The sequence below is a fragment of the Actinomadura sp. genome (assembly GCF_044508335.1).
GTDB lineage: Bacteria > Actinomycetota > Actinomycetes > Streptosporangiales > Streptosporangiaceae > Spirillospora.
Map to the genome: position 1 here is coordinate 1 of NZ_JBIQHY010000052.1, position 23,486 is coordinate 23,486.

Genomic DNA, 23,486 nt, shown 5'->3' on the forward strand with positions numbered 1-23,486 from the left:
TCTCGGGCCGCAGCGGGTCGTCCTCCCGGTTCGGCCTGCGCCCCGCCGACCCGTACACCGACGAACTCGACGCGACCACGACCTTCGGCCTGCGCCGCGCCTCCATGCACGCCGCGAGAAGGCGCCGCGTAGCGGTCACATTGTCCCGCTCGGCTACGGCCCGTCCGGGCCCCCACGAGTCCCGCACGCCCGGCCGCCCCGCCAGATGGACGACGACGTCCGCCGCGGCGACGGCGTCCAACTCGTCCACGGCAAGGTCAATATCAGCCGCGACGACCCCGGGCCGCACCTGGAGTTCCGCCCACGTCCGCCGCGCCACCTGGGGAGTGAGCGACCGCGAGGGCGCGTCAACGGCGAGAACCTCGTGCCCCGCGCCCGAAAGCGCGTCGACCACATGGCTCCCGATGAACCCCGCCGCCCCAGTCACGACCACCCGCACGCGGGCACTTTATCCGCCCACGCCCGAACCCGGACAGGGCTTCTGTCCCTGCTCACCCGGGACACGCCGCCCTCACGGACGCCGATGGACGGCCAGGGTGATCCAGCGGTGTACGCGGGTCCGGAACCGGGGCAGGATGACGAAGCATGCCCACGGCATGTCCGAGCAGTAGGGGCCCATGGCCCGAAACTGGCGGGCGGCGACGGCCCCGGAACCGACCCGCGAGGCGCAGAAGGCCAGGTGCATGCGGTCGAACACCGCCCTGGCGTGCGGCGGTGCCCCGCGCTCGGCGACGGGCCGCTCCCAGAGCTCCACGGCCCGGTCGACCGCCTGGGCGGCCCGGGGACCCTTCCAGAAACGGGCCTCGGTCTCGCCCCGCACCCGGCCGTCCGCCAGGGCCATCGCGTACTCGATCACCGCGAACAACGGCAGCACGTGCAGCGGCGAGCCGGGCGGCGCGCCGGCCGACGCCCCGTCGGCGAAGGCGAACATCTCGTCGTGGGAGCCGCTCCACTTGGCGCACAGGTACTGCAGCGCATGGTAATGCCCGCCGACGTGCCCCGGGTCGCGCTGGACGAGCCCGTCCCAGCGGAACTGGAACTCCTGGCGGGGGACCTGCAGCCCGCGGGCCAGCTGGACCGCGATCGCCCACGGCGTGGGGTCGTCCGGCGCCTGTGCGATGACGGTCGGCAGGACGGAGTCGGCGGCCTGGAGCCGCTCGAAGAAGCCGGACCAGGCGCTCTTGCGAACGTACCTGGCGTAGGCGCCGCCGCGGATATTCCAAGCCTGGACCACCAGGGCCTTCGCGTTGACCATCTGGGCGTCGGCACTGCCCGGCTCGGCCGCCGCCCATTCTGCGATCGCCCGGTGGCACTTCGTGTCGAGGGCGAGCCTGCCGACCCGGTGCTCCTTGCGGTCCCAGTCGCCGCCGGTCTCCCGAAGTAACGCGGCGGCGGGCCGCCGGTCCCCGGTCCGTAGCGCCGCCACCGCGTCCAGTACCGCGTGGTCGCCGTAGGCCACGTCGAAACTCACGCTCATCGCCGTCTCCTCGCCTCGATCCGGCGGACCAGGCTAGAGACATCAAGGAGACGGCACGCCACGAAAATGTCGCACTTCGGCCACGGTCGACGGGTCAGCCGCCGGCCATGGCGCCGACGACCATGAAGGGTTCGGCGCCCCCTGCGACCCGCTCGGGGAGGACGCTCTCCGGCGGGTCGTGGGAGAGGTCCTCCTCGCAGGCGAAGAAGCGGACGAACGCGCGGCGGCGTCCGGTGGCGCGGTCGCGGATCGTCCCGCGCAGCACCGGATACCGGGCCTCCAGGGCGTCCAGGACCGTGCACAGCGTGACCGGCCCGGGAACGTCCAGCTCCACCTCGCCCCGCACACCGGCGAGCACGCGCAGGTGCGCGGGCAGCACGACGCGGATCATGGCAGCGTCTGGACTTCCACCGACAGCACGGCCGGCAGGTCGCGGACGATGGGCTCCCACGTGTCCCCGGCATCGGACGACGCGTACACCTGCCCGCCCGTCGTGCCGAAGTAGACGCCGCACGAATCAAGCGAGTCGACGGCCATCGCGTCCCGCAGGACGTTCACGTAGCAGTGCTCCTGCGGCAGACCGGCGGTCAGCGGCTCCCACTCGTTCCCGCCGACGCGGCTGCGGTAGACGCGCAGTCGCCCCTCCGGCGGGTAGTGCTCGGAGTCGCTCTTGATCGGGACGACGTACACGGTGTCCGGCTCGTGCGCGTGGACGGCGATCGGGAACCCGAAGTCGCTCGGCAGGTCGCCGCTGATCTCATGCCAGTTCTCGCCCGCGTCGTCGCTGCGCATGACGTCCCAGTGTTTCTGCATGTACAGCACCTCGGGGCGCGACGGGTGCATCGTGATGCGGTGCACGCAGTGCCCGACCTCGGCGTCCTGGTCGGGGATGCCCTCCGAGCGCAGCCCGCGGTTGATCGCCTTCCACGTCTTGCCGGCGTCGTCCGTCCGGAACGCGCCCGCCGCCGAGATGGCCACGTACATGCGCGCCGCGTCCACGGGATCCCGCAGGATCGTGTGCAGGCACATCCCGCCGGCGCCCGGCTGCCAGGACGGCCCGGACCCGTGCTCGCGCAGCCCCGGCAACTCCTGCCACGTCGCCCCGCCGTCGACGGACCGGAACAGCGCGGCGTCCTCGATCCCCGCGTGGACGGTGTCCGGGTCCGTCGGCGACGCCTCCAGATGCCAGACCCGCTTGAACTCCCAGGGCTTCGGCGTGCCGTCGTACCACTGGTGCGTCCCGGGCACGCCCTCGTAGGCGAACTCGTTCCCCACCGGCCGCCACGTCGCGCCCCCGTCGTCGGACCGCTGGATCAGCTGCCCGAACCACCCCGTCGACTGCGAGGCGTAGAGCCGCGACGGGTCGGCGGCCGATCCGGCGACGTGGTAGATCTCCCACCCGCCGAAGTGCGGCCCGCTGACCTCCCAGTCCTTCCGCGCCCCGTCCGCCGTAAGGATGAACGCGCCCTTCCGCGTACCGACCAGAACCCGCACTCCGCTCATGGCTGCTCCCTCCGAGCGCCGTCAGACATGCTTCGACCGCCGATACTGACCCCCGCCACCGACAAAACTCATCGGCGCGCCGCGGCGCCTCAGTCTCATCTCGGTGCGGGATGGCGTCAATCAGGTCACGGGCGGACACGGCGCGCGGCTGGCCACCTTGGGACGGGGCGAGGCGCGGAACGGCCCCCTGAATTAGCTTGGGTTTCCTGGGATGCCGCAGAGGGAAATGGTTATCGGTTATGTCTGCACAGTGGGAACCGCCTGCAGTGTTCGCGGGCAGAGGATATCGCGCGACGATCCAGCTCAGTTATACGGGAGGGGGCATCCCGGCTGACCGCCGTGAGGCTCTGGAAAATGAGGTGAGGAATCTTGCTGCCGGAGTATTGGACAGAATCTCCGTATCCTTCTCAGAAGACCTTTATACTGCGGTCACCTTGAGCGCGTCCATCCGGGCCGCGAGCCCGCTTAAGGCCCTCGTCCGGATGGACACGCTCCTGGACGATGCTCTGATGGCCACCGGCCTCTTCGAGAACTTCGATGTCACTGGGAAGACGCTGGGAGTCGCGCCCCTATGACATGCGGGCCACCTTCGGTAGTGGCTGGCGGCCGAGGTCAGCGTAGATGTAGAGGGTGTACGGACTGGGCGCTTCGCACCAGGCGTAGTACACGAAGTCGTAAAGAAGCAGCTCAGCCGCTATACCCGTGCACACCTCCAGGGACATGTAGTGGCCGTAGACATAGGTCCGCGGGGCGCGCGGGGAAGTGCGCTCCGCGACCTGTGCCGACTTGAGGTTGGCGGGTGCGCCGGCGTTCCCAGCCGTGTCCGCGAGAGCAGTGGGAGCAGCGCCGCCGAGGAGAGCCGCCGCGAGCGCGGCGCAGATGAGCCCGCGTTTCATCACGTTCTTTCCTTCCACTCGGGTGCCGTGACTGTGCTGCGGGGTGTGGAAAGAAGACGGAGTGCGCATGCCCCACCGCGGCGTGGCCGCTACAAGGCTATCCCTCTGGCCGCCATGTCTCCTTTCGATTGATGATCGTAGGTGCTCGGCAGAGTTTGGCAAGGCCGGTAAGGATTCTTGGCCATTATGGGTCGATGGATGAGTTAACGCTTCAATGTGTCACCGGCTGACAACGTCCGGTATTTCGTCACGTTCATTTCACATTGATGTCTTGGTCGGGCGGTTCGATGACCGGCGCGTCGGCCCAATGATGCCTTCGGTCCGGTTGCGCGGGGGCACTCGTGAATGCGGGGGTTGCCGGGGCATTGATGTTGCGCCGGGCGGGTGGCGGTATGATCACGCGCCTTCGGAGAGGTTGGATCATGACGACGACCCAGGGCGAGCGGCAAGAGGCCCCCGCGTGCTACCGGCATCCCAAGCGCGAGACCTACGTGCGCTGCACTCGGTGCGACCGCTACATCTGCCCCGACTGCATGCGCGAGGCCGCGGTGGGGCAGCAGTGCGTCGAATGCGTGCGCGAGGGCAACAAGACCGTCCGGCAGTCGCGCACGGTGTTCGGTGGCAAGGTCTCGGTCACGCCTTGGGCGACCTACGTCCTGATAGCCGTGAACGTGCTGGTGTACCTGGGCGAGCTGGCCAAGCCAGACCTGGCCGACAAACTCGGATCCCTCGGCATGGGTCTCATCGGCCCGGACGGCGGGATGTACGCGGCCGACGGCGGGACGTACCCGGGGTTCGAGGCGATTGGTGTCGCGTACGGCGAGTGGTACCGACTGATCACCTCCGCGTTCGTGCACCTGCTGCCCACGGAGGGCGGCTTCGGGATCCTGCACATCGTCCTCAACATGTGGTGGCTGTGGCGGCTCGGCCGGCCGACGGAGGAGATGCTCGGCCGGTGGCGCTTCCTCGCCCTGTACCTGCTGGCCGCGCTCGGCGGCTCGGTCCTCGGCTACCTGATCGACCCGGGCATGAACGCGATCGGCGCCTCGGGTGGGATCTTCGGGCTCACCGCGGCCTATTGGATCTTCATGCGTCGGCTCGGCCACCCCATGCACGAGGCCAACCGGCTCGTCGTGTTCGCGATGATCTGGCTGGTCGTCTCAGCCGGAATCACCGCGTGGCAGGGCCACCTAGGCGGCCTCCTGGCGGGCGGCGCCATCGCCCTGGCCTTCGCCTACGCGCCGAGAGAACGGCGTGTCCTCGTCCAAGCGGGCGCCGCCGCAGCCATGCTCGTCCTACTGACCGCCCTGGTGATGATCAAGACCTCAGAACTCGGCGGCACCCTGCTCTGACTTCACCGCGTGACCCCTACTTGCATGTCAGGGGAGGTCGTGTGCGCCGCGTTTGATGCGGTCGGTGAGGGCTTGCCACGTGCCGGGGGTGAGGGCGAGACGGTGGCCGTCGGGGTTCTTGGAGTCGCGGACGGCGATGGTGGGGGTGAGGGCCGCGACCTCGACGCATGCGCCGCCTTGGCCGCTGCTGCGACTGCTCTTGCGCCACTGGGGTGCCGACCGATCTGTGGTGCTCACTCGTAGCCTTCCTGGATCTGCTGGATCGCCTTGAGAGACTCGCCTGCTCGGAGCGACTCACCCATGACCAGGTCGAAACGTACTCTGTACTCCGCCACCGTCGTTCCGTCCTCGATGAGGTGGCTGATCTCGGGGCCTTCATGGTAGGCGACGTCCAATCCTCCAGGAAGGCTTAGAACGAAGAAGGAACCGTCCAGCCCGGCGTAGGTCACGGATGAGAAAGGCAGCATTCGGATTTCGACCCGCGGGTTTATCGTGGCCACGTCGACCAACTTGGCCAACTGGTCATGCATTACCTTCGGGCCGCCGACAGGACGCCGGAGTGCAGCCTCGTCGAGGACGAACCACATGCGTGGCGCGTCGTCACGCGCGAGGATCTCCTGTCGCTCCAAGCGGGCGTAGACGCGCTCCTCCAACACGTCGGGTCGGAGGCCCGAACTCATCACGGCCTGCGCATAGGCAGGGGTTTGCAGTAGACCAGGCACTACCTGCGCTTCGAAGCATCGCATTGAGACGCAAGCGGTTTCGAATTGCGCATACCTTGAGAAGCCGGGCGGAGCGGCCAGGTGCTTGCCTTCCCGTTTGATCTCTCGCCACATGTGCCAGAACGCCCGTGCCTGAGTCTTGAAGAACACGTCCAAGTCGTCGGCCGTGGGCTCGGACGGTGGCTTCTGCGCCGTCTCCAGCTTTTCTATCCAGCTCGCCTGGCATCCGAGGGCCTGTGCGAGTTGTGGGCGCGATAGGCCGGCTGCTTCTCGGTGGGCGCGCAGGACCGCGCCGAACGTTCGAAGCAACGGGTCACGGGTGTAGCCGTCTTGGTCCTTCGGCATTTGGGGGGTGCCCTGTCTGGGATCGGGGTGCCGTCCGGTGTGTGTTGGTCCTGTAGCTGAGCGTAGCCGACCCTGTGACGCTGGTCACGGAAATCGGAAGGCAGGACGAGACCGAAGGCATTCAGCGATGGACACGCGAGCGCAGGACGAGATGGAGTTGGAGCGGCTGCGGGCCGACTTTGCGGGGTGGCGGATCTGGCGGGCCGTCAAGCAGGACGGACGGCTGGGGGAGTGGGTGGCCAGCCTGCACGACCCTCGGGTGGGTATCGAGCCGACGCTCATGTTCCCCACCGCGCCGCTGCTGCGGGACGCGCTGGTCCGGCAGGCCGAGAGCGCCAAGGCCAGGATCCGATGAGCCCGGCGCGGCCGGTGGACGTCCCCCCGGGCCCACCGGCCGCGCCGTCCCATGGCGAGCGTCGCCTACTTCGAGCGGCCTCCCGCCCTCGATCAGCGGGGGCGGGCTACTCGGGTTTCGTCCCAGATGGGGTCGGGGGACTCGTAGACGGTGCCGTCGGCGCCGAAGATCAGGTGGCGGTCGAAGGAGCGGGCGAACCAGCGGTCGTGGGTTACGGAGATGACCGTGCCCTCGTAGGACTCCAGGCCCTCTTGGAGGGCTTCGGCGCTGGCCAGGTCCAGGTTGTCGGTTGGCTCGTCTAGGAGGAGGAGTGTGGCGCCGCCCAGTTCCAGGAGAAGGATTTGCAGGCGTGCTTGTTGGCCGCCTGAGAGGGTTTCGAAGGGTTGTTCCGCGCAGACGTTCAGTTCGTAGCGGGCCAGGGCGCTCATGGCGTCGTTGCGTAGGCGGGCGTGTTCGGTCATGACTATTTCGCACGGGGTGCGGGCCGCCAGGTCTGGGCGGGCGTGGGTCTGCGCGAACAGGCCGGGGACCACGCGGGCGCCCAGGCGGGCGACGCCGGTGTGCGCGACCGGTTCGACGGGCGTCGCGCCTCGGGGAAGTGCTTCGGCGACGGCCGTGAGCAGGCGCAGGAAGTGAGATTTGCCGGAGCCGTTCGAGCCCAGGACCGCCACGCGCTCGCCGTACCAGACCTCCGCGTCGAAGGGCTTCATGAGGCCCGTCAGTTCGAGGTCCTCGCAGACCACCGCGCGTTTGCCGGTGCGGCCTCCGTGCAGGCGCATCTTGAGGTTCTGGTCGCGGGGCGGGATCTCGGGCGGGCCCGCCTCCTCGAACTTGCGCAGGCGCGTCTGGGCGGCGCGGTAGCGGGACGCGAAGCCGTCATTGACCGTGGCCTTGGTGCGGAGGGTGTTGACGAGTTCCTTGAGCTTCGCGTGCTCCTCGTCCCAGCGGCGGCGCAGTTCTTCGAGGCGCTCGTTGCGGTCGCGGCGGGCGGCGGCGTAGGTGGCGAAACGGCCGCCGTGGATCCAGACGCGGCCCGCCTCGACGGTGACGATGCGGTCGGCGGAACGGTCGAGTAGTTCGCGGTCGTGGGAGACGAGGAGGATTGTTTTGGGTGTTTCGCGCAGTCGTTCTTCCAGCCAGCGTTTGCCCGGGACGTCCAGGTAGTTGTCGGGCTCGTCCAGGAGAAGGACCTCGTCGGGGCCGCGGAGGAGGGCTTCGAGGGCCAGGCGCTTCTGCTCGCCGCCGGAGAGGGTGCGGACTTCGCGCCAGCGGCACCCGTCATAGGAGATGCCGAGGGCCGCGACGCAGCAGGCGTCCCAGAGCACCTCGATCTCGTAGCCGCCCGCGTCGCCCCAGCCTGACAGGGCCGTGGCGTAGCGGAGTTGGGTCGGCTCGTCGTCGCGTTCCATCATCGCGAGTTCGGCCGCTTCCACCGCCTCGGCGGCCGACCGGACGCGCGGCGGGGCCAGGGAGAGCAGCAGGTCGTGGACGGACGAGTCGTCCCGCACGCTACCGATGAACTGGCGCATCACGCCGATGCCGCCGCTGTGGCCGACCGTCCCGGACTGGGGTGTCAGATCCCCCGCGATCAGGCGCAGGAGGGTCGTCTTGCCTGCGCCGTTCGGACCCACGAGTGCGGCCGTGACGCCGTCGCCGATGCGGAAGGAGACGTCGTCCAGCAGTGTCCTGCCGTCCGGCAGTACATGGCTGATGTGTCCGACCTCGACGTGTCCCACGGCTCCCCCTCGATGACCACCCGAGTCTCCGGAGGGACGGCAAGAGCGTCAAACGGTTTTCGCCGGCAGCGCCTCGATGTGGGCGACGACCTCGTCCAAAGCGATCTTCGATGTCTCGCCGGTCGCGCGGGTGCTGATCTCGGCCACGCCTTCGGCCAGGCTGCGGCGGCCGATCGTCACGCGGAACGGGATGCCGGTCAGCTCCACGTCGCGGAACTTCACGCCCGCACGTTCGGGACGGTCGTCGATCACGACCTCGACCCCGGCGGCCGACAGCGCGGAGTAGATGTCCTCCGCTGCCTTCGCCACCTCCGCGTTGTCGGACTGGGCCGGGACGACGGCGACCTGGAACGGCGCCACGGAGACGGGCCAGACGATGCCGCGCTCGTCGTTGTGGGTCTCGACGATCGCGGCCATCGCGCGCTCCACGCCGATCCCGTAGCTGCCCATGATCACCGGGACGAGCTTGCCGTCCGGATCCAGAACCTCCACGCCGAGGGCGCGGGCGTAGCGGTCGCCGAGCTTGAAGATGTGGCCCACCTCGATGGCCCGCACGATCTCCAGCGGCGACCCGCACTGGACGCAGGGCTCGCCGGCGGCGACCTCGCGCAGATCCGCCCAGGTGCCCACATCGATGTCGCGGTCGACCGAAACGCCGCGCAGGTGGACGTCGTCGGTGTTCGCGCCGGTGAACATGTCGCGGCGGTCGCGGAGGGCCTCGTCCGCGATGACCGGGAGCGCCACGCCGACGGCGCCGAGGCTGCCGGGCAGAGCCCCTAGAGCGTCCTGGATCTCGTCCGGTTCGGCGGCGCGGATCTCGGTCGCGCCCGTCGCGTCCACGAGCTTCTGCTCGTTGAGCGGGTGGTCGCCGCGCAGCAGCACGAGCGTGAGCGTGCCGTCCAGGATGTAGACGAGCGTCTTGACCTGCCGGTCGCCGGGCGCGTCGTACGCCAGGAGGTCGTCGATGGTGCGGACGCCGGGCGTGTCGAACCGTTCGGGCGCGGGGAGCCCGGGGCTGTCTTCGACGGCGGGCAGCGCGGAGGTCGCGCGTTCGATGTTCGCCGCGTAGCCGCAGGCGGGGCAGTGGGCGACGAGGTCCTCACCGACGTCGGACGGGCACATGAACTCGGTCGAGCCGGAGCCGCCCATCGTCCCGCTGGACGCCTCGCACGGCAGCGCCGGGATGCCCAGCCGGGCGAAGATTCGCGTGTAGGCGCCGTGGTAAGCGTCGAACGACGCGTCCAAGCCGGGACGGTCGATGTCGAAGCTGTAAGCGTCCTTCATGGTGAACTCGCGGGTCCGCATCAGGCCGCCCTTGGGGCGCGGCTCGTCCCGGAACTTGGTCTGGAACTGGTACCACTGCTGCGGCAGCCGCTTGTAGGAGCCGAGCTCCCGGGCGACGGTCGCGAAGATCTCCTCGTGCGTCATGCCGAGGGCGAGGTCGGCGCCGCGCCGGTCGCGGAGCCGGAACATCTCCTGGCCCATCAGCTCCCAGCGGCCCGACCTCTGCCACGGCTCCGCCGGATGCAGCGCCGGGAGCAGCATCTCCTGCGCGCCGATCGCGTCCATCTCCTCGCGCACGATCTGGATGATCTTCGACCGGACGCGGACGGCCAGCGGCAGCAGCGAGTAGTGGCCGGCGGTGAGCTGCCGGATGAAGCCCGCCCGCAGCAGCAGCCGGTGGCTCGGCGCGTCCGCCTCGGCGGGGTCCTCGCGGAGCGTGGGCACGAACATCTGGGACCAGCGCATCTCGCGAGCCTAGCCAATCGGTCCTGACCGCCGCCGCCGGTCAGTACCCTTGTGTGCCGTGAGCCGAGAAGGTGTGACACCGCAGAGTGAGGATTTCTCCGCCTGGTACAACGAGGTGGTCGTCCAGGCCCAACTCGTCGACCGCGGCCCGGTGCGCGGCACGATGGTCATCCGACCGTACGGGTACCGGATGTGGGAGCTGCTCCAGGCCGACCTGGACGGGCGCATCAAGGACGCCGGGCACGAGAACGCCTGCTTCCCGATGTTCATCCCGGAGTCCTACCTCAAGCGCGAGGCCGAGCACGTCGAGGGCTTCTCCCCGGAGCTGGCGGTCGTCACCCACGCGGGCGGCAAGGACCTGGAGGAGCCGCTCGTCGTGCGGCCGACGTCCGAGACCGTCATCGGCGAGTACATGGCCAAGTGGATCGACTCGCACCGCGACCTGCCGCTGCTGCTGAACCAGTGGGCGAACGTCGTCCGGTGGGAGATGCGGCCCCGGATGTTCCTGCGCACCACCGAGTTCCTCTGGCAGGAGGGCCACACCGCGCACATCGACGAGGACGACGCGATGCGCGAGACGATGTGGGCGCTGGACGCCTACGCCGCCGTCGCCCGCGACCTCGCCGCGATGCCCGCCGTCGCGGGGGAGAAGACGCCCGGGGAGCGGTTCGCCGGCGCCGTCCGCACGTACACGATCGAGGTCATGATGCGGGACGGCCGGGCGCTGCAGTCCGGCACGTCGCACTACCTCGGCACGAACTTCGCCAAGGCGTTCGACATCCAGTACCAGGACGTGTCGGGCAAGCTCACGCACGCCCACACCACGTCCTGGGGGATGAGCACCCGCATGCTCGGCGGCGTGATCATGACGCACGGGGACGACAAGGGCCTCGTCCTGCCCCCGCGCATCGCCCCCTACCAGGTCGTCATCGTGCCGATCGGGCGCAAGGAGCAGGGCGAGCAGGCCGCCGCCGAGGCCCGCAGGCTGGGCGCGGCGATCAAGGCGGCGGGCATCCGCGTGCACGTGGACGACAACCGCCCGCAGCTGTCGCCCGGCTTCAAGTTCAACGAGTGGGAGATGCGCGGCGTCCCGGTCCGCATCGAACTCGGCAAGCGCGACATCGAGGCCGGCGTCGCGACGGTCGTCCGGCGGCTGCCGACCGTCGAGGGGCAGGGCAAGGAGCAGATCCCGCTCGACAAGGTGCCCGGGACGCTGCCCGGGCTGCTCGCCGACTTCCAGGCGTTCCTGCTGGCCAGGGCGGAGAAGTTCCGCGACGACCACACCGCCGTGGTGGACGGCTGGGACGCGTTCGCCGCGCAGGTCGCGACCGGATGGGCCCGCGCGTTCCACTGCGGCGAGACCGGCTGCGAGGACGCGATCAAGGCCGACACCGCCGCGACCCCGCGCGTCATCCCGGCCGACGCGCCGGAGGAGAGCGGCGTCTGCGTGAAGTGCGGCCGCCCGTCCGCCTACGGCAAGCGCGTGATCTTCGGCCGCGCCTACTGAGCCGGCGGGGCGCCCGCGCGGTCAGCCGTCCTCGGTGTCGGCCGCGCGGGCGTTCGCCGTCATCCGGGTCAGGTACGGCTGCACGAACCACACCCAGCCGGAGAAGCCCAGGACCGCCACGGCCGTGAGGACCACCGCGACCGTCTCCTCCTCCAGCGACTCGACGATCAGCATCGTCGCCGAGGTGATGGAGATCGCCAGCGCGGCGGCGCCCACGATCCCGTACCGGTTGGCGCGCCGGATCAGCAGCGGCTTCTGCCCGAGCCGGAACAGGATCCGGTGGTGGAACGCCGGTGAGATGAAGCAGATGGACGCCACCGCCGCGCCGAACAGCGCCAGGTAGAACAGCACGGTCCCGGTGCCGTCGACCTTGTCGAACCCGGCGGAGAACGGGACCGTCAGCAGGAACGCGAACAGCACCTGCACGCCGGTCGTCGCGACCCGGAAGCCCTGCAGGAGCTCCATCAGCTGCCGGTCGAGCCGCTCGTGCTCGGTCTCGTTGCGCGGCTTGTCGGCGGGATCGACGGTCATGTACCCGATCTACCCCTCGCGGACGACCGTCATCCCGGCATTCGCCGCGTCCTACACCAGGGTGGGCGGTTCCACGCGCAGCGCGAGCATCGACACGTCGTCGCGCAGGTCGCCGTCGCAGAACTCCAGCAGCGCCTGCTCCACCCCGGCGAGCATCTGCTCCGGGGTGCCGCCGGCGTGCGCGGCGAGCGCCTCCAGCAGCCGCTCCTGCCCGAACTCCTGCCGCGTCATGTCGCACGCCTCCAGGACGCCGTCGGAGTGCAGGATCAGCGTGTCGCCGACGGTCAGGTCGATCACGTCGAGGCCCGCCTCGAAGTCCTCGAACAGGCCGAGCGGGACGCCGCCCCGGGACGCCGACCTGATCACTCCGTCGGCCCGCACCACGATCGCGGGCGGGTGGCCGGCGGTGCCCAGCGAGACGATGACCTTCTCGGTCTCCAGCGTCAGGCCCGCCATGACCGCCGTGACGAACCGGTCCTCGTCCATCAGCGCCTCGTTGACGATGCCGAGGACGTCGCCGGGGGACGCCTTCCACCGCGACGCCAGCCGGACGCAGTGCCGCGCCGTCGCCGTCACCGCCGCCGCGTCCTCGCCCTTGCCGCACACGTCGCCGAGGACGAGGCCCCAGCCGCTCTCCGTGCGGAACACGTCGTAGAAGTCGCCGCCCACGTCCGAGCCGTGCGTGGACGTCAGGTACTTCGCGGCCACGCTCACGCCCGGGATCGCCGGCAGCGACTTCGGCAGCAGCCCCGCCTGCAGCGTGTCGGCGACCTCCGCGCGCCGCCGGTACAGCCGGGCCGCCCGGATCACCAGCGCCAGGTACCGGCCGAGCCGCTGCACCACGCCGAGGTCCATCAGGTCGAACGGGCCGTACTCGCCGCTCGCCGCCAGCGTGATCGTTCCAATGGCGCGGTCGCCGTCCTCGATCGGCACGCTCAGCACCGAGGTCGCGCCGATCTTGCCGCAGACGGGGTTGCCGTCCGGGCAGACGCCGAGCACGTCGAGGTTCTCCACGTGCGGCCGCAGCGCGCTCTGCCGGGTGACGAACACAGTGTGCGGGAGCGTGCCCTGCGCCGGCTCGACCTCCTCCAGCATCCGCGCCGCCTCGACGGAGTGCTCGTCCTCCGGCCCCATCACCACCTGGCGCCGCAGCTCGGGCGCCGCCCCCGCCGCGTGGATGCCGCCCTGGAGGCCGCCGCCGGGGCCGCCGTTCGGGCCGGTCAGGTCGATGAACGCCCAGTCGGCCAGCTCGGCGGCGAGCAGCCGGGCGCAGCGCCGCACCGCCACCGTCTCGTTGAAGACCGGCTCGTCCAGCAGCAGCTCGCTCGCGGTGGCGAGGACGTCCATCCGGTGCACGATCGTGGCCACGGCCTCGTCGTCGACCGACGCGTTCTGCGCCGTGCGCGCCCGGTCCCGCGCGCCGCCCGTGCGGGCCTTGTCGTCGGCGGGCGTGCTCGTCGGGCCGGCCGCCACCACGACCATCGGGTCGGGCTCGCCGCGGATCCACACCCGGGCCAGCGTCACCACCGCGTCGACCGGGCGGTCCCGGCCGAGGAAGCGGACGTTCACGCGGCGGCGGCGCCCCGTGCGGACCACGGCGGCCAGCTGCGACCGCACCGCGGCGCGGGTCGCCATGTCGCAGAACGCCGTGAACTGCTTGCCCGACACGTACCCGGAGGACGTGCCGAGCAGCGTGGCGGCCTGCCGGTTGACGCGGCGGACGCTCGTCGTCCGGTCCAGCAGGAACAGCGGGACCGGCGCGTCCTGGAAGACGGTGCGCAGCACCCGGCGCTCGTTCTCCGCGGCGGCCGACCCGCCCTGCTCGCCGGTCTGCTCGCCGCCCATCGTGCGCAGCACGGTCAGTGCCAGCTCGAGCTCGACCAGCGCCGCCTCCAGGGTGGCGCGCAGGTCCGGCTCCGGGACGCCCGCGGCCTGGCGCAGTTCGCCGATGCGTCCTTCGAGGTCCGAGATCTCCCGCATCAGGGACTCGGGTTCGAGCTGGTCTGGCCGATCGTGCATCTGGTCTCCCTCTCGTCCGCGTCACACGGTGGAACCAGCTCGGCTCCCGCCCGCACCGGGCCGGGCCACGATCCCGCGGGGCCGCTGCGAGCAGCCTATTCGCATCACGTGCATGGGTCTGTAAGCGCGGCCTAAGGAAGGCCCTGCCGCCCGACGATACGCTGTGCGAGGGCGGTCAGCTTCACATGGCGCGTCTGCGAGATGCGGCGCATCTCGGCGAACGCCTCGTCGGCGCCGCAGCCCAGCGCGTGCATGAGAATGCCCTTCGCCTGGTCGACGACCGCGCGCGCCTCGACGGCCTCCTGCAGCTGGACGGCGGTGCGGTGCACGACGTCGTACTGCTGGCTGTTGGAGACGGCGGCGGTTCCCTGCGCGATCAGCAGCGACGCCAGCCCGTGGTGGCCGTGGCCGAGCGACTTCGGGGTCACCCCGTACAGGGTCAGCGTGACCAGGACGGGCGGGTTCAGGTGCGGGGTGATGATGAAGCAGCGCACCCCGCGGCGCAGCATGTCCGACATCGACTCGGGCCAGCGGGTCTCGGCGAGGATGTCGTCGGAGGTCAGGGCGCGGCGCCCCCGCACCACGTCGAAGACGGGCCCGTGCCCGCGGGACAGCTGCCGGTCGGTGACCTCGGCGAGGTCGGGATGGCTCGCCGCGGCCGCCAGCGGCTCGGGGCGGGTCTCCTCGACGGTGCCGACGTCCATGGCGGTCTCGGCGCCGGTGTCCGGGACGGGGACGGTGTCGGCCGGCGGCCACGCGGAGCCCGCGTCGGCCGCGGCCGCGCGGGGCAGCGCCCACCGCACGCTCGCGGCGCCGGCGCAGCCGGGGACGGCGCGCGCGGCGAGCTCGGTCACCCGGTGCAGCGTGCCCACGTCGGAGGACTCCCCGACCATCCCCAGGCGGGCGATCTCCAGGGCGAGCTGGTCGGTCAGAACCGTTTCGGCGGGCGTCACCCCTCCGAGATTATCCTGGCCGGGCGGGTGCGGCGTGCCGGGCGCTCCGCGTCCCTGGTGCTTCATGAGCGGTGCCTCATCGGGGAGTCCTCGCCGCGGGGCGGCCCTCGGCGGGCCGGGCGGCCCTAGTTGTTGGGCGGGGCCTTGCTGATCTCGCCGAGCGGCCCGCCGCCGCCGTCGGCCACCGCGAGGTCGCCGATGGACACGATGCCCACCGGGCGCTGGTCGGCGTCCACGACGGGCAGCCGGCGGACCGCCTGCTCGCACATCAGCCGGGCCACGGTGCCGGTGTCGTCGTCGGGGCGGACGGTGGTCAGCTCGGCGGTGCACACGTCCCCGAGCGACGTCAGCGACGTGTCGCGGCTCTCCGCGACGGCGCGGACGACGATGTCGCGGTCGGTCACCACCCCGCACAGCCGTCCGGCGTAGGTGACCAGCACGTCCCCGATCCCCTCGTCCCGCATCAAACGGGCCGCCTCGTACAGCGTCGCGTCCAGCGGCAATGACAGCGGGGCCTCCGTCATCACGTCGCGGACCCTAGGTGGCATCGCGCGCACATCCTCCCGAATCGCCGGCGGCTCGCGTAGCCCGTGTGCGCGCCCTACCCGCAGTCGGCGCGGCTATGCGGACAGTTCGGGTTCGGCCACCGTTTCCGTGTTTATCGTGATCAGAACGCGAAAACGGTGCCCGTCCGCGACCTCATCGCGCAGTCGTTGTCGTACTCGGCGCGGAATCGTACCGGCTCTCCCCGCCACCGGCCCTCCGCGCGCGCGACGACCGGCGCGCGGACGGCGGTGCACATCCGGCCGTCCGGGGGATGCGCGAACTCGCCGCCGGACCCGTTCAGCTCCGCGCACGCCCGCGCCGCCTCGGGATGCCCGCCGCCCGGCGGGTCGCAGCGCAGCGTCACCGTCCGGCCGGCGGGCGGCTGCCGGCCGGGGTGGGCGAGGGTGAGGCGCAGGGACGTCCCCGAACCCTGGGGGACGGCGGGCAGGAGGGCGATCACCGCGCCCGCGATGACGCCCGTGGCGAGATTCGGCACCGGGACTCCCGACGGCTGGAGGGTCGTCGCTCATCGTATCGGCGCGGGCACTCACCGTGCAGGAATACGAGCGTTCCCGCAACCACGGGGCAGTTGCGGGAACGCGGTGCGGCGCCGGGGACGGGTCCGGCTCGATCTGTGCTTACGCGGCGAGCGTGTGGGCGGCGCGGCGGTGGCCGGCGAGCGACTCGCGGAGCTGCTTGCGGCCGCGGTGCAGGCGGGACATCACCGTGCCGATGGGGGTGCCCATCATCTCGGCGATCTCCTTGTAGGCGTAGCCCTCGACGTCGGCGAGGTAGACGGCGTCCCGGAAGTCCTTCGGGAGGGCGCGCAGCGCGGCGATCACCTCGGAGTCGGGGATGCGGTCCAGCGCCTCGGACTCGGCGGACCGGAAGCCGGACGAGGACGCCTCGGTCTGCGCGAGCTGCCACTCCTCCAGCTCCTCCGAGCCGGCGCGCTGGGGTTCGCGCTGCTTCTTGCGGTAGGTGTTGATGAAGTTGTTGGTGAGGATCCGGTGCAGCCAGGCCTTGAGGTTCGTGCCCTCCTGGAACTGGTGGAAGTTCACGTAGGCCTTGGCGAGGGTCTCCTGGACGAGGTCCTCGGCGTCCGCGGTGTTGCGGGTCATCCGGACGGCGCTCAGGTAGAGGGGGTCGGCGAGGGGCAGGACGTCTCGCTCGTAGCGCTGGGTGCTCTCGATGGTCGTGGTGCTCCTGGAATCGCGGGTGTTCTTGCGGCTGGCGTCGCGGCCGTTGTCGCGGACAGGCGTGGTGACAGCGGTCATCGTCGCTCCCCGGTGGTAGTGGCGCCCCCGTGGACGGGGACCGGTTGCATGGCGCGTGGTCGGGGGCACGCGCGGACCGGGCGGACGAGCCGCCCCCCGTTGAGTGGTACGTGCCACCGTTCCCGGCGGGTTCGGATATGGGACCCGGCCTCGCATGGGCAGTGGGCCGAGGATCCTGCGCGGGGCCGGCTAGGCCAGAGCGACCCCGTTCTCCGGGACGTCGCGGGCTGCGCTGGTCGGGCGCTCGACCACCCGCCGGTGGTCTTCCTTTCTGTAAGACGCCTGGAAGGGTCCAAAAGGTTGCCTTGACCCGCGTGTTGCTCATCACACGCCTGTGCGGCGCCGCCGTTTCTGCGTGCGCGGCCCCCTCGCAGGCCCCCTCGTGCGCCGCTCCTTGGCGGCGACCCGGACGGCGGTGATCGGCCGACCCTTGACGGACGTGCCGATGTCCACGGCCTTCGCGATCGACGCGTGGTCGGAGGCGACTTTGAGCAGCTCTTCGCGGATGTTGCCGGGGCCGCTGTAGGGGCGGAAGACGTTCTGCGCTGCGGCCTTCGCGCGCAGGCGGGCGTCGTTCTTCGCGGTGAGGCCGAGCCCCTGCGCGTTGAGCGCGGCGGCCTGCGCGCCGCTCATGACGGCCTCGACGTGGACGCGGTCCTTCTGCGCGCTCTTGGAGAAGCGGACGTCCTCCCGGTCGAGCGCGGTGCCGTTGAGGACCTTCACCTGGTCGGAGGTCAGGTCGGCGGCGTAGACGGCCACGGCAGGGCCGGGTGCGGACGGTTTCGGGGCGGCGTCCGCGGGAGCCGCGGCGAACGTCCCGATCAGGAGCGCGGCCGCGGCGAGGACGGGCGGGAGTCTTCGGTGGAGTGTTCGATGCCGGAACTGCGTGCGCGACATTGCGCCCTCCCTGGCAGGGATCACGACGGGGGTTGCGTGATCGTCTGACAGGGGACAAAAGGCGTCAATGGGGCAAAAGTTGCCTATATCCGGATGAGGTCACCGGGCCGGGAGATGGCCGGCCAGCACCGCGCGGACGAGCCGCGCCGCGAACTCCTCGGGCTCCGCCGGGAGCCCCGCCCCCGCGAGCACCGCCTCCGGGCCGGCCAGCCGCGTCAGGAAGGCGTGCTGCTGGCAGCCTCCGAGCAGGGCCGCCGCGATGTACGGCAGCGGCGCGTCCGCCCCGATCCGCCCGGCCTCCCGCTCGGCCTCCAGGTAGCCGATCAGCGCGGAGTGCCCCATCACCGGACCGGTCGCCGCGCCCCCGGGAGGACCCGCGGGGGGACCGCCGGGCGCCCCGGGCGGCAGGTCCGCGCCGTCCTGGCCACCTCCGGTCCCCGCGCGCACCTTGGCGGCCGCCTCATTTTGTGCTTTGACGGGCCCGTTGTCGCGGAGCCAGGCGATCAGTTCGGGATCGGCCAGGACGGGCCCCGTCATCGGCAGCAGCTCGCCGTAGAAGCGGACCATGCCGGCGGCCAGCCGGACGAGGTTCTCCTCGACGGTGTTCCGCCCGGCCGACCCGGCGAGCGCGGCCATGGCGGCCCGCGCCGTCGCGGTCACCTCGGCCAGAGCCGCCGCGAACAGCGCCGTCTTGTTCGCGAAATGGTTGTAGAGGCTGCCCTCGGAGACCCCCGCGGTCCGCGCGATCTCCTTGGTCGTCGCGGCCGTGATACCGCGCGCCCGGATCACCGTGACGGCCGCGGCCAGGATCCGGTCGCGCATGGACGCCGTGCGTGCCGCCAACCCCGCGTCACCTCCCGCGTCGTCGCCCTTCAGCACCGCTTTTTCCGTGGACGTTAGCACCGGCGCGGCCCTGAGTGAGCACTCACCCGATGCTTTTCCGGGAAGTCCCGGCGACCCCGTCTAACAGGAGGTAGCGTCCCCCTCACCGCGCGTTGTCGGGACTTCGAGCGCCGCCGCTCGGGGAGGGGGACCGCATGGTCATCGCGGACTTGCTGGGGGTGGCGAGGATGGCCGCCATCACGCTGAACGAGCGCGGCCGCATCAGCCACTGGGACGACACCGCCACCCGGCTGTTCGGGGTCGGGCCGCCGCACGCGCTGGGCCGCGCGCCCGCCTCGCTGCTGCGGCTGCCGCGCGAGCACCGCGGCGCCTTCGAGCCGGAGGGCTTCGGGCACGCCTGGTGCGGCGCCTGCACGCTGCCGCGCGTCGACAACGGCGAGCCCGCCGAGGTCGGCTGGTGGGTCTACCCGATCGACGGGGCGTCGGACGGGCGCGGCGTCAGCGTGCTCGCGCTCGCCGCCGACCTGCGCCGGCTGCGCCGCGACGGGATCGGGATCACCGTCGGCGACCTGCTGCTCGCCCCGCCCGACGGCCCGGGCCCCGTACCGGGCGGGCGCCCGGCCACCGTCCGGCTGCTGCGGGTCGAGCCCGCGCTCACCGCGCCGTCCGACGACGGGTCCGACGCGTTCGCCGCCCCGCTCGCCGGGCGGCTCGCCGCGCTGCTGCCCGCGCTCGACCCGGCCGCGTTCCAGCAGATCACCTCCCGGGTGCTCGGGATCGGCTGCCCGGCCGTCTCGCTCGGCCTGACGATCCGGCTGCCGATCGTCCCGCACGCCGACCGGCCCGCGGCCGGGCCGCCGCCCGTCCCGCGGCCGCCCGGGCCGGGGCGGTCCCGCCCGGCCGGCCCCGCCCGGCGGGAGGTCCCGCCGGCCTGGGAGCCCCTCGCCTACCTGGGCGAGGCCGGCGAGCAGATCGGCAGCTCGCTCGACCATCTGCAGGCCGCCCGGACGTTCGCCGAGGTCCTCGTCCCGCGGCTCGCCGACTTCGCCGCCGTCGAACTGCTCGAACGCGTCGTCGCCGACTCGGCGCCGCCCGTCGCCGAGGTCGGCGAGACCGCGCTGATGCGCCGCGTCGCCGTCGCGCACAACGACGAGCCCGGACGCTGGGACGAGGCCGTCCCCGAGGGCGAGGCGCTGTTCCTGCCGCCCGGCACGCCGTTCGTCCAGGCCATGCGGACCGGGCGGGCCGTGCACATCCGGCGCGTCGGGCCCGCGCAGGCCGCCCGGTTCGCCGCCGCGTTCGGCGACCGCGAGCTGCGCCCCCTGCTCACCGGGCGCGCGCTGCTGATCGCCCCGCTGATCGCGCGCGGGCGGGTGCTCGGCACGTTCAAGCTGCTCCGCAAGCCCGACCGGCCCTGGTTCGACGAGCTCGACCTCACCATGGTGGACGAGCTGGCCCGCCGCGCCGCGCTGTGCATCGACAACGGGCGGCTGTACCGGCGCGAGGTCACGGTCGCCGAGCAGCTGCAGCGCAGCATGCTGCCCGACGACCCGCCCGACGTCGCCGGGGCCAGGGTCCGTTACCGCTACCGGCCCGCCGAGCAGGCCGCGCAGGTCGGCGGCGACTGGTTCGACGCCATCGCGCTGCCCGGCTGCCGCCTCGGGCTCGTCGTCGGCGACGTGATGGGGCACGGGCTCACCTCCGCGGCGATCATGGGGCAGATGCGCACCGCCGTCCGCACGCTCGCCACCGACGACATGCGGCCCGACCGGCTGCTGCGCCGGCTCGACGGGCTCGCCCGCAGGCTCGGCGAGGACTACCTCGCCACCTGCCTGTACGCGGTGTACGACCCGGTCGAGCGGCGCTGCACGTTCGCCAACGCGGGGCACGTCCCGCCGGTGCTCGTGTCCGCGAACGGCGAGAGCCGCGTGCTGCCCGTGCCGTCCGGTGTGCCGATCGGGGTGGGCGGCGAGCCGTTCGAGACGATGGAGGTCAAGGTCGACGACGGGGCGCAGCTCGTCCTGTGCACCGACGGGCTCCTCGAACGCCGCGGCCGCGACGTCGAGCAGGGCCTGGAGGAGCTGCGCGCGCGGCTCACCGGGGCGTCCGCCGACCTCGACGGCACCTGCGACGACCTGCTCGACGCGCTCGCCGCCCCCCGGCCCGCCGACGACATCGCCATCGTCGCGGTCGGGCTCGACGGCATCCCCGGGGACGAGGTCGTCACCTGGGAGCTCGAACCCGAGCCCGCCAGCGTTCCGTGGATCCGCGCGCAGGTGTCGTCCCGGCTCGCCGGCTGGGGCCTCAGCGGCCTCGGCGACACGGCGCAGGTGCTGGTCAGCGAGCTGGTCACCAACGCCCTCGTGCACGGCGCCGGCTCCCTCGGCGTCCGGCTGATCAAGGGGCGGACGCTGCTCTGCGAGGTCCACGACGACGGCACGGACCTGCCGCACCTGCGGCACGCCGACGCCACCGACGAGTCGGGCCGCGGGCTCCAGCTCGTCCACCACCTCGCCGAGCGCTGGGGCACGCACCGCACCGACACCGGCAAGATCGTGTGGGTCGAGCAGCGGCTGCCGCGCTGATCGTGGGTCCGCCTCGCCGGTTCGGGAGGTAAATGTCGCGCCGCCGCCAGATCCTCTCCGCCGTCCCCTCGGCTCTGATCGAAGGGTGCCGACTACCACCGGGGGACGAGTTTGGGTGAGAATCTGACGCTGCCCGTTCCGGAGACGCTCTACGGGACCTACGCCGTGGCGCTCGCCGAACCCCTCGACGACCCCGCGTCCCTCGCCCACGACCACGTGGCGCGGCACACTGCGCCGCCGTTGCGCGATCTCGTGCTCGGCATGCTCGGCAGCCCCATGCTCACCGTCGACCAGCGTCCCGCGGACGGCTTCCCCCCGCTGCCCACCGACCTCCTCGCCGCCTACGGCGCCGCCGCGCCCGACCTGGCGGCGGTCTCGGCCGCCGCCCACGTGATCGCCGTCCGCGCCGCGTACCGGCCGGGCCGCCCGCCCGCGCACGAATGGGCGTCCCGCACCGTCGCCGGAGCCCTCGGCGCCGTCGCCGGCGCCCCGGTGATCGACGTGCTCACCCCGCAGATCCTCACCCGCCCGCACCTGCTCCGCTCGCTGCCCGGCCCGGACGGCGCCTTCCGGCTCACCGACTGGATGCTCCTGCCGCACACGTCCGGCCCCGGCGGCTTCGTCTTCACCACCAAGGGCCTCGCCCGGTTCGGGCTCCCCGAGCTGCGGACGGAGAACGTCCCGCCCAGCCTGGTCGAACCGTGGGGCCGCCTGCTGAACGGCCTGGCCCACCGCCTCCTCAACCTGTGGCTGGACGAGGTCCCCGCCGACGCCCTCACCTTCGACGTCCCGGAGACTGTTTCCGTCGGCCTCCAGGACATCGCCGCCGCCCAGGGCACCGAAGACCCGATGCGCCGCGAGGTCCCCGTCCGGCTCCGCCTGGACCGGGGCGTCCTCACCACCGGCGACGACCCCGAGACGCTGTGCACCGCCCTCTTCGGCGACCCACCTTGCCGATGACCCTGAAGAGAGCGCAGGATCGACACCGTGAGATTCGGCCCGCGTGACCGCCCCGAGCCCGAGGACCATCCGGCCCCGGAGGGCACCGCCCGTCCACCCCACCCGGGAGACGTCCACGTAGCGGGCAAGAGCACCTCCGACTGGACTCCGCACACACCCCAACCCGAGTCGGGCGCGGCCCCGGAGGGCGCGCAGCCGCCTACACCCCCCCGGCCCCGACCACCACAGGACGCCGCGACACCGGCGGGCGAACCCCCATCGGCCTCTTGGACGCCATACGAGCCGGGCAGCGCACCCCCAGCCGGAACACCCCCCACTCGCCCCCCGGAAGCCCTAGGCCAATCCGAAGCGCCCTCGTGGAACCCGCCCGAGTCAGGCACGACCCCCGCAGACCGCGAGCGCCCCGCATGGGCGTCCCAAGAGCCTGAGGGCGCGCAGCCGCCGGGCCGGGCGACGCCCACCTCTGGTGAGGTGTGGGCGCCCCACGACTCCGGCTCTGTCGGGTCTTCTGGTGCGTCTGAGGGCGCGCCTGGATCAGAACAGTCGTGGACGCCGTCGTCGGGTACGCCGCCGGAGTCAGGCACCGCCCCAACGGACCGCGACCGCCCCGCATGGGCGTCCCAAGAGCCTGAGGGCGCGCAGTCACCAAGCCCGGCGGCATCCACTCCAAGCGAGGCGTGGGCACCCCATGACCCCATGCCCGCGAGGCTTGAGCCGGGCACTCCACCCACGGAACGTGAGCGTCCCACGTGGGCGTCAGAGGCGCCGTCAGGCCGGACATGGGCGCCGGATGACTCCACGCCCGGGGCAGAAGAGGTGGGCAGCGCGCCAACCGGAGGCGACCGTCCTACGTGGGCTTCGGAGGGTGCGCAACCGTCAGATTCGGCAGCCTCCGGTTCGAGTTCGAGCGAGACGTGGGCGCGGCACGATCCTGCTACCGGCTCTTCGGGTGGGCCGGAGTCGGAAGGTGCGACTCCTTCTGAGCCGCCCTCGTGGGCGGGGCGTGAGCCGGGCAGTGCGTCCACGGGCCGCGACCGTTCTACGTGGGCGTCGCCTGAATCGGAGGGTGCGCGGTTGCCGGGTTCGGGGGCGTCTGGTTCGGGCGAGGCTTGGGCACGGCATGATTCCGCTGCCGGCTCGGGGGCGTCCGCGTCTGAGGGGTTGTCGTCTGATTCGGTGTCGTGGGCGCCTCACGAATCTGGGGGTGCGCCAACCGGCAGTGACCGTTCTGCG

The 23,486-nt window shown here is 71.8% G+C and carries 23 protein-coding genes; 6 read left to right on the forward strand and 17 right to left on the reverse strand.

Annotated features, from left to right (window positions below; all coding sequences use genetic code 11):
* The 4 genes from ACIWVC_RS18750 to ACIWVC_RS18765 all read right to left on the reverse strand — a co-directional run.
* Positions 1-439: NAD-dependent epimerase/dehydratase family protein (locus ACIWVC_RS18750; RefSeq protein WP_396454382.1), on the reverse strand; the 439-nt coding region annotated here is incomplete at its 3' end.
* Between the two features lie 72 nt (positions 440-511).
* Positions 512-1,477, reverse strand: coding sequence for a hypothetical protein (locus ACIWVC_RS18755; protein WP_396447281.1), 966 nt, complete (start codon positions 1,475-1,477; stop codon positions 512-514).
* 94 nt (positions 1,478-1,571) lie between these two features.
* Positions 1,572-1,868 (reverse strand): MoaD/ThiS family protein, encoded by a 297-nt coding sequence (locus tag ACIWVC_RS18760; RefSeq protein WP_396447280.1) that lies wholly within the window; start codon positions 1,866-1,868, stop codon positions 1,572-1,574.
* Positions 1,865-2,980 carry a WD40/YVTN/BNR-like repeat-containing protein gene (locus ACIWVC_RS18765; RefSeq protein ID WP_396447279.1) on the reverse strand — a complete coding sequence of 372 codons (1,116 nt, stop codon included), beginning with the start codon at positions 2,978-2,980 and terminating at the stop codon, positions 1,865-1,867. Before ACIWVC_RS18765 ends, ACIWVC_RS18760 begins: the two co-directional genes overlap by 4 nt.
* 239 nt (positions 2,981-3,219) lie before the next feature.
* On the opposite strand from ACIWVC_RS18765, the gene ACIWVC_RS18770 reads away from it, so the two are divergent.
* A complete protein-coding gene (locus tag ACIWVC_RS18770; protein ID WP_396447278.1) occupies positions 3,220-3,555 on the forward strand; it encodes a hypothetical protein in 336 nt (111 codons plus the stop codon).
* Here the strand turns inward: ACIWVC_RS18770 and ACIWVC_RS18775 are convergent.
* Positions 3,550-3,876, reverse strand: coding sequence for a hypothetical protein (locus ACIWVC_RS18775; RefSeq protein WP_396447277.1), 327 nt, complete (start codon positions 3,874-3,876; stop codon positions 3,550-3,552). The two genes, ACIWVC_RS18770 and ACIWVC_RS18775, sit on opposite strands and share 6 nt — an antisense overlap.
* Positions 3,877-4,298: 422 nt before the next feature.
* Between ACIWVC_RS18775 and ACIWVC_RS18780 the strand changes: the two genes are divergently transcribed.
* Entirely contained in the window at positions 4,299-5,228 is a 930-nt protein-coding gene (locus ACIWVC_RS18780) for a rhomboid family intramembrane serine protease (RefSeq protein ID WP_396447276.1), read from the forward strand.
* 27 nt (positions 5,229-5,255) lie between these two features.
* Here the strand turns inward: ACIWVC_RS18780 and ACIWVC_RS18785 are convergent, their stop codons facing one another.
* Both ACIWVC_RS18785 and ACIWVC_RS18790 read right to left on the reverse strand, forming a co-directional pair.
* Entirely contained in the window at positions 5,256-5,465 is a 210-nt protein-coding gene (locus tag ACIWVC_RS18785; RefSeq protein ID WP_396447275.1) for a DUF397 domain-containing protein, read from the reverse strand.
* Positions 5,462-6,295, reverse strand: coding sequence for a Scr1 family TA system antitoxin-like transcriptional regulator (locus tag ACIWVC_RS18790; RefSeq protein WP_396447274.1), 834 nt, complete (start codon positions 6,293-6,295; stop codon positions 5,462-5,464). The genes ACIWVC_RS18785 and ACIWVC_RS18790 overlap by 4 nt, the downstream gene beginning before the upstream one ends.
* A 127-nt stretch (positions 6,296-6,422) precedes the next feature.
* Between ACIWVC_RS18790 and ACIWVC_RS18795 the strand changes: the two genes are divergently transcribed.
* Positions 6,423-6,650 (forward strand): hypothetical protein, encoded by a 228-nt coding sequence (locus tag ACIWVC_RS18795; protein WP_396447273.1) that lies wholly within the window; start codon positions 6,423-6,425, stop codon positions 6,648-6,650.
* Between the two features lie 92 nt (positions 6,651-6,742).
* Here ACIWVC_RS18795 and ACIWVC_RS18800 read toward each other — a convergent pair whose 3' ends face one another.
* Both ACIWVC_RS18800 and ACIWVC_RS18805 read right to left on the reverse strand, forming a co-directional pair.
* Entirely contained in the window at positions 6,743-8,386 is a 1,644-nt protein-coding gene (locus tag ACIWVC_RS18800) for an ABC-F family ATP-binding cassette domain-containing protein (protein ID WP_396447272.1), read from the reverse strand.
* A gap of 48 nt (positions 8,387-8,434) precedes the next feature.
* Complete coding sequence (locus ACIWVC_RS18805) at positions 8,435-10,135, reverse strand: proline--tRNA ligase (protein WP_396454383.1); 1,701 nt, start codon at positions 10,133-10,135, stop codon at positions 8,435-8,437.
* A 73-nt stretch (positions 10,136-10,208) separates the two neighbouring features.
* Here ACIWVC_RS18805 and proS point away from each other — a divergent pair, with 73 nt between their 5' ends.
* Positions 10,209-11,642 carry a proline--tRNA ligase gene (gene proS, locus ACIWVC_RS18810; protein ID WP_396447270.1) on the forward strand — a complete coding sequence of 478 codons (1,434 nt, stop codon included), beginning with the start codon at positions 10,209-10,211 and terminating at the stop codon, positions 11,640-11,642.
* A 21-nt stretch (positions 11,643-11,663) separates the two neighbouring features.
* Here the strand turns inward: proS and ACIWVC_RS18815 are convergent, their stop codons facing one another.
* The 8 genes from ACIWVC_RS18815 to ACIWVC_RS18850 form a co-directional block, all read right to left on the reverse strand.
* Positions 11,664-12,173: a DUF6328 family protein gene (locus ACIWVC_RS18815; protein WP_396447269.1), complete on the reverse strand. Its 510-nt coding sequence runs from the start codon at positions 12,171-12,173 to the stop codon at positions 11,664-11,666.
* 51 nt (positions 12,174-12,224) lie between these two features.
* The gene (locus ACIWVC_RS18820; protein ID WP_396447268.1) at positions 12,225-14,192 is read right to left on the reverse strand and encodes a SpoIIE family protein phosphatase; all 1,968 of its coding nucleotides are present in this window, start codon (positions 14,190-14,192) and stop codon (positions 12,225-12,227) included.
* Positions 14,193-14,323: 131 nt separating this feature from the next.
* A complete protein-coding gene (locus tag ACIWVC_RS18825) occupies positions 14,324-15,145 on the reverse strand; it encodes an ANTAR domain-containing protein (RefSeq protein ID WP_396447267.1) in 822 nt (273 codons plus the stop codon).
* 125 nt (positions 15,146-15,270) lie between these two features.
* On the reverse strand, positions 15,271-15,669 hold the full coding sequence (locus ACIWVC_RS18830; protein ID WP_396447316.1) for a CBS domain-containing protein: 399 nt from the start codon (positions 15,667-15,669) through the stop codon (positions 15,271-15,273).
* Positions 15,670-15,812: 143 nt separating this feature from the next.
* On the reverse strand, positions 15,813-16,187 hold the full coding sequence (locus ACIWVC_RS18835) for an SSI family serine proteinase inhibitor (RefSeq protein WP_396447266.1): 375 nt from the start codon (positions 16,185-16,187) through the stop codon (positions 15,813-15,815).
* A gap of 142 nt (positions 16,188-16,329) precedes the next feature.
* The gene (locus ACIWVC_RS18840) at positions 16,330-16,968 is read right to left on the reverse strand and encodes a sigma-70 family RNA polymerase sigma factor (RefSeq protein WP_396447265.1); all 639 of its coding nucleotides are present in this window, start codon (positions 16,966-16,968) and stop codon (positions 16,330-16,332) included.
* Between the two features lie 324 nt (positions 16,969-17,292).
* Positions 17,293-17,865 carry a hypothetical protein gene (locus tag ACIWVC_RS18845; protein ID WP_396447264.1) on the reverse strand — a complete coding sequence of 191 codons (573 nt, stop codon included), beginning with the start codon at positions 17,863-17,865 and terminating at the stop codon, positions 17,293-17,295.
* Between the two features lie 99 nt (positions 17,866-17,964).
* Positions 17,965-18,708 (reverse strand): TetR/AcrR family transcriptional regulator, encoded by a 744-nt coding sequence (locus ACIWVC_RS18850; protein ID WP_396447262.1) that lies wholly within the window; start codon positions 18,706-18,708, stop codon positions 17,965-17,967.
* 194 nt (positions 18,709-18,902) lie between these two features.
* On the opposite strand from ACIWVC_RS18850, the gene ACIWVC_RS18855 reads away from it, so the two are divergent.
* Positions 18,903-21,293 (forward strand): SpoIIE family protein phosphatase, encoded by a 2,391-nt coding sequence (locus tag ACIWVC_RS18855; protein ID WP_396447261.1) that lies wholly within the window; start codon positions 18,903-18,905, stop codon positions 21,291-21,293.
* A 111-nt stretch (positions 21,294-21,404) separates the two neighbouring features.
* The gene (locus tag ACIWVC_RS18860) at positions 21,405-22,253 is read left to right on the forward strand and encodes a hypothetical protein (RefSeq protein WP_396447260.1); all 849 of its coding nucleotides are present in this window, start codon (positions 21,405-21,407) and stop codon (positions 22,251-22,253) included.
* Positions 22,254-23,486 lie beyond the last annotated feature (1,233 nt).

What these genes read in the sequence shown, in the direction of transcription:
- ACIWVC_RS18815 (WP_396447269.1), bottom strand. Translation starts at nt 12,173, where the DNA reads ATGACCGTCGATCCCGCCGACAAGCCGCGCAACGAGACCGAGCACGAG.
- ACIWVC_RS18830 (WP_396447316.1), bottom strand. Translation starts at nt 15,669, where the DNA reads ATGACGGAGGCCCCGCTGTCATTGCCGCTGGACGCGACGCTGTACGAG.
- ACIWVC_RS18840 (WP_396447265.1), bottom strand. Translation starts at nt 16,968, where the DNA reads ATGACCGCTGTCACCACGCCTGTCCGCGACAACGGCCGCGACGCCAGC.
- ACIWVC_RS18775 (WP_396447277.1), bottom strand. Translation starts at nt 3,876, where the DNA reads ATGAAACGCGGGCTCATCTGCGCCGCGCTCGCGGCGGCTCTCCTCGGC.
- ACIWVC_RS18760 (WP_396447280.1), bottom strand. Translation starts at nt 1,868, where the DNA reads ATGATCCGCGTCGTGCTGCCCGCGCACCTGCGCGTGCTCGCCGGTGTG.
- ACIWVC_RS18820 (WP_396447268.1), bottom strand. Translation starts at nt 14,192, where the DNA reads ATGCACGATCGGCCAGACCAGCTCGAACCCGAGTCCCTGATGCGGGAG.
- ACIWVC_RS18790 (WP_396447274.1), bottom strand. Translation starts at nt 6,295, where the DNA reads ATGCCGAAGGACCAAGACGGCTACACCCGTGACCCGTTGCTTCGAACG.
- ACIWVC_RS18855 (WP_396447261.1), top strand. Translation starts at nt 18,903, where the DNA reads ATGGTCATCGCGGACTTGCTGGGGGTGGCGAGGATGGCCGCCATCACG.
- ACIWVC_RS18755 (WP_396447281.1), bottom strand. Translation starts at nt 1,477, where the DNA reads ATGAGCGTGAGTTTCGACGTGGCCTACGGCGACCACGCGGTACTGGAC.
- ACIWVC_RS18845 (WP_396447264.1), bottom strand. Translation starts at nt 17,865, where the DNA reads ATGTCGCGCACGCAGTTCCGGCATCGAACACTCCACCGAAGACTCCCG.
- ACIWVC_RS18765 (WP_396447279.1), bottom strand. Translation starts at nt 2,980, where the DNA reads ATGAGCGGAGTGCGGGTTCTGGTCGGTACGCGGAAGGGCGCGTTCATC.
- ACIWVC_RS18780 (WP_396447276.1), top strand. Translation starts at nt 4,299, where the DNA reads ATGACGACGACCCAGGGCGAGCGGCAAGAGGCCCCCGCGTGCTACCGG.
- ACIWVC_RS18795 (WP_396447273.1), top strand. Translation starts at nt 6,423, where the DNA reads ATGGACACGCGAGCGCAGGACGAGATGGAGTTGGAGCGGCTGCGGGCC.
- ACIWVC_RS18770 (WP_396447278.1), top strand. Translation starts at nt 3,220, where the DNA reads ATGTCTGCACAGTGGGAACCGCCTGCAGTGTTCGCGGGCAGAGGATAT.
- ACIWVC_RS18805 (WP_396454383.1), bottom strand. Translation starts at nt 10,135, where the DNA reads ATGCGCTGGTCCCAGATGTTCGTGCCCACGCTCCGCGAGGACCCCGCC.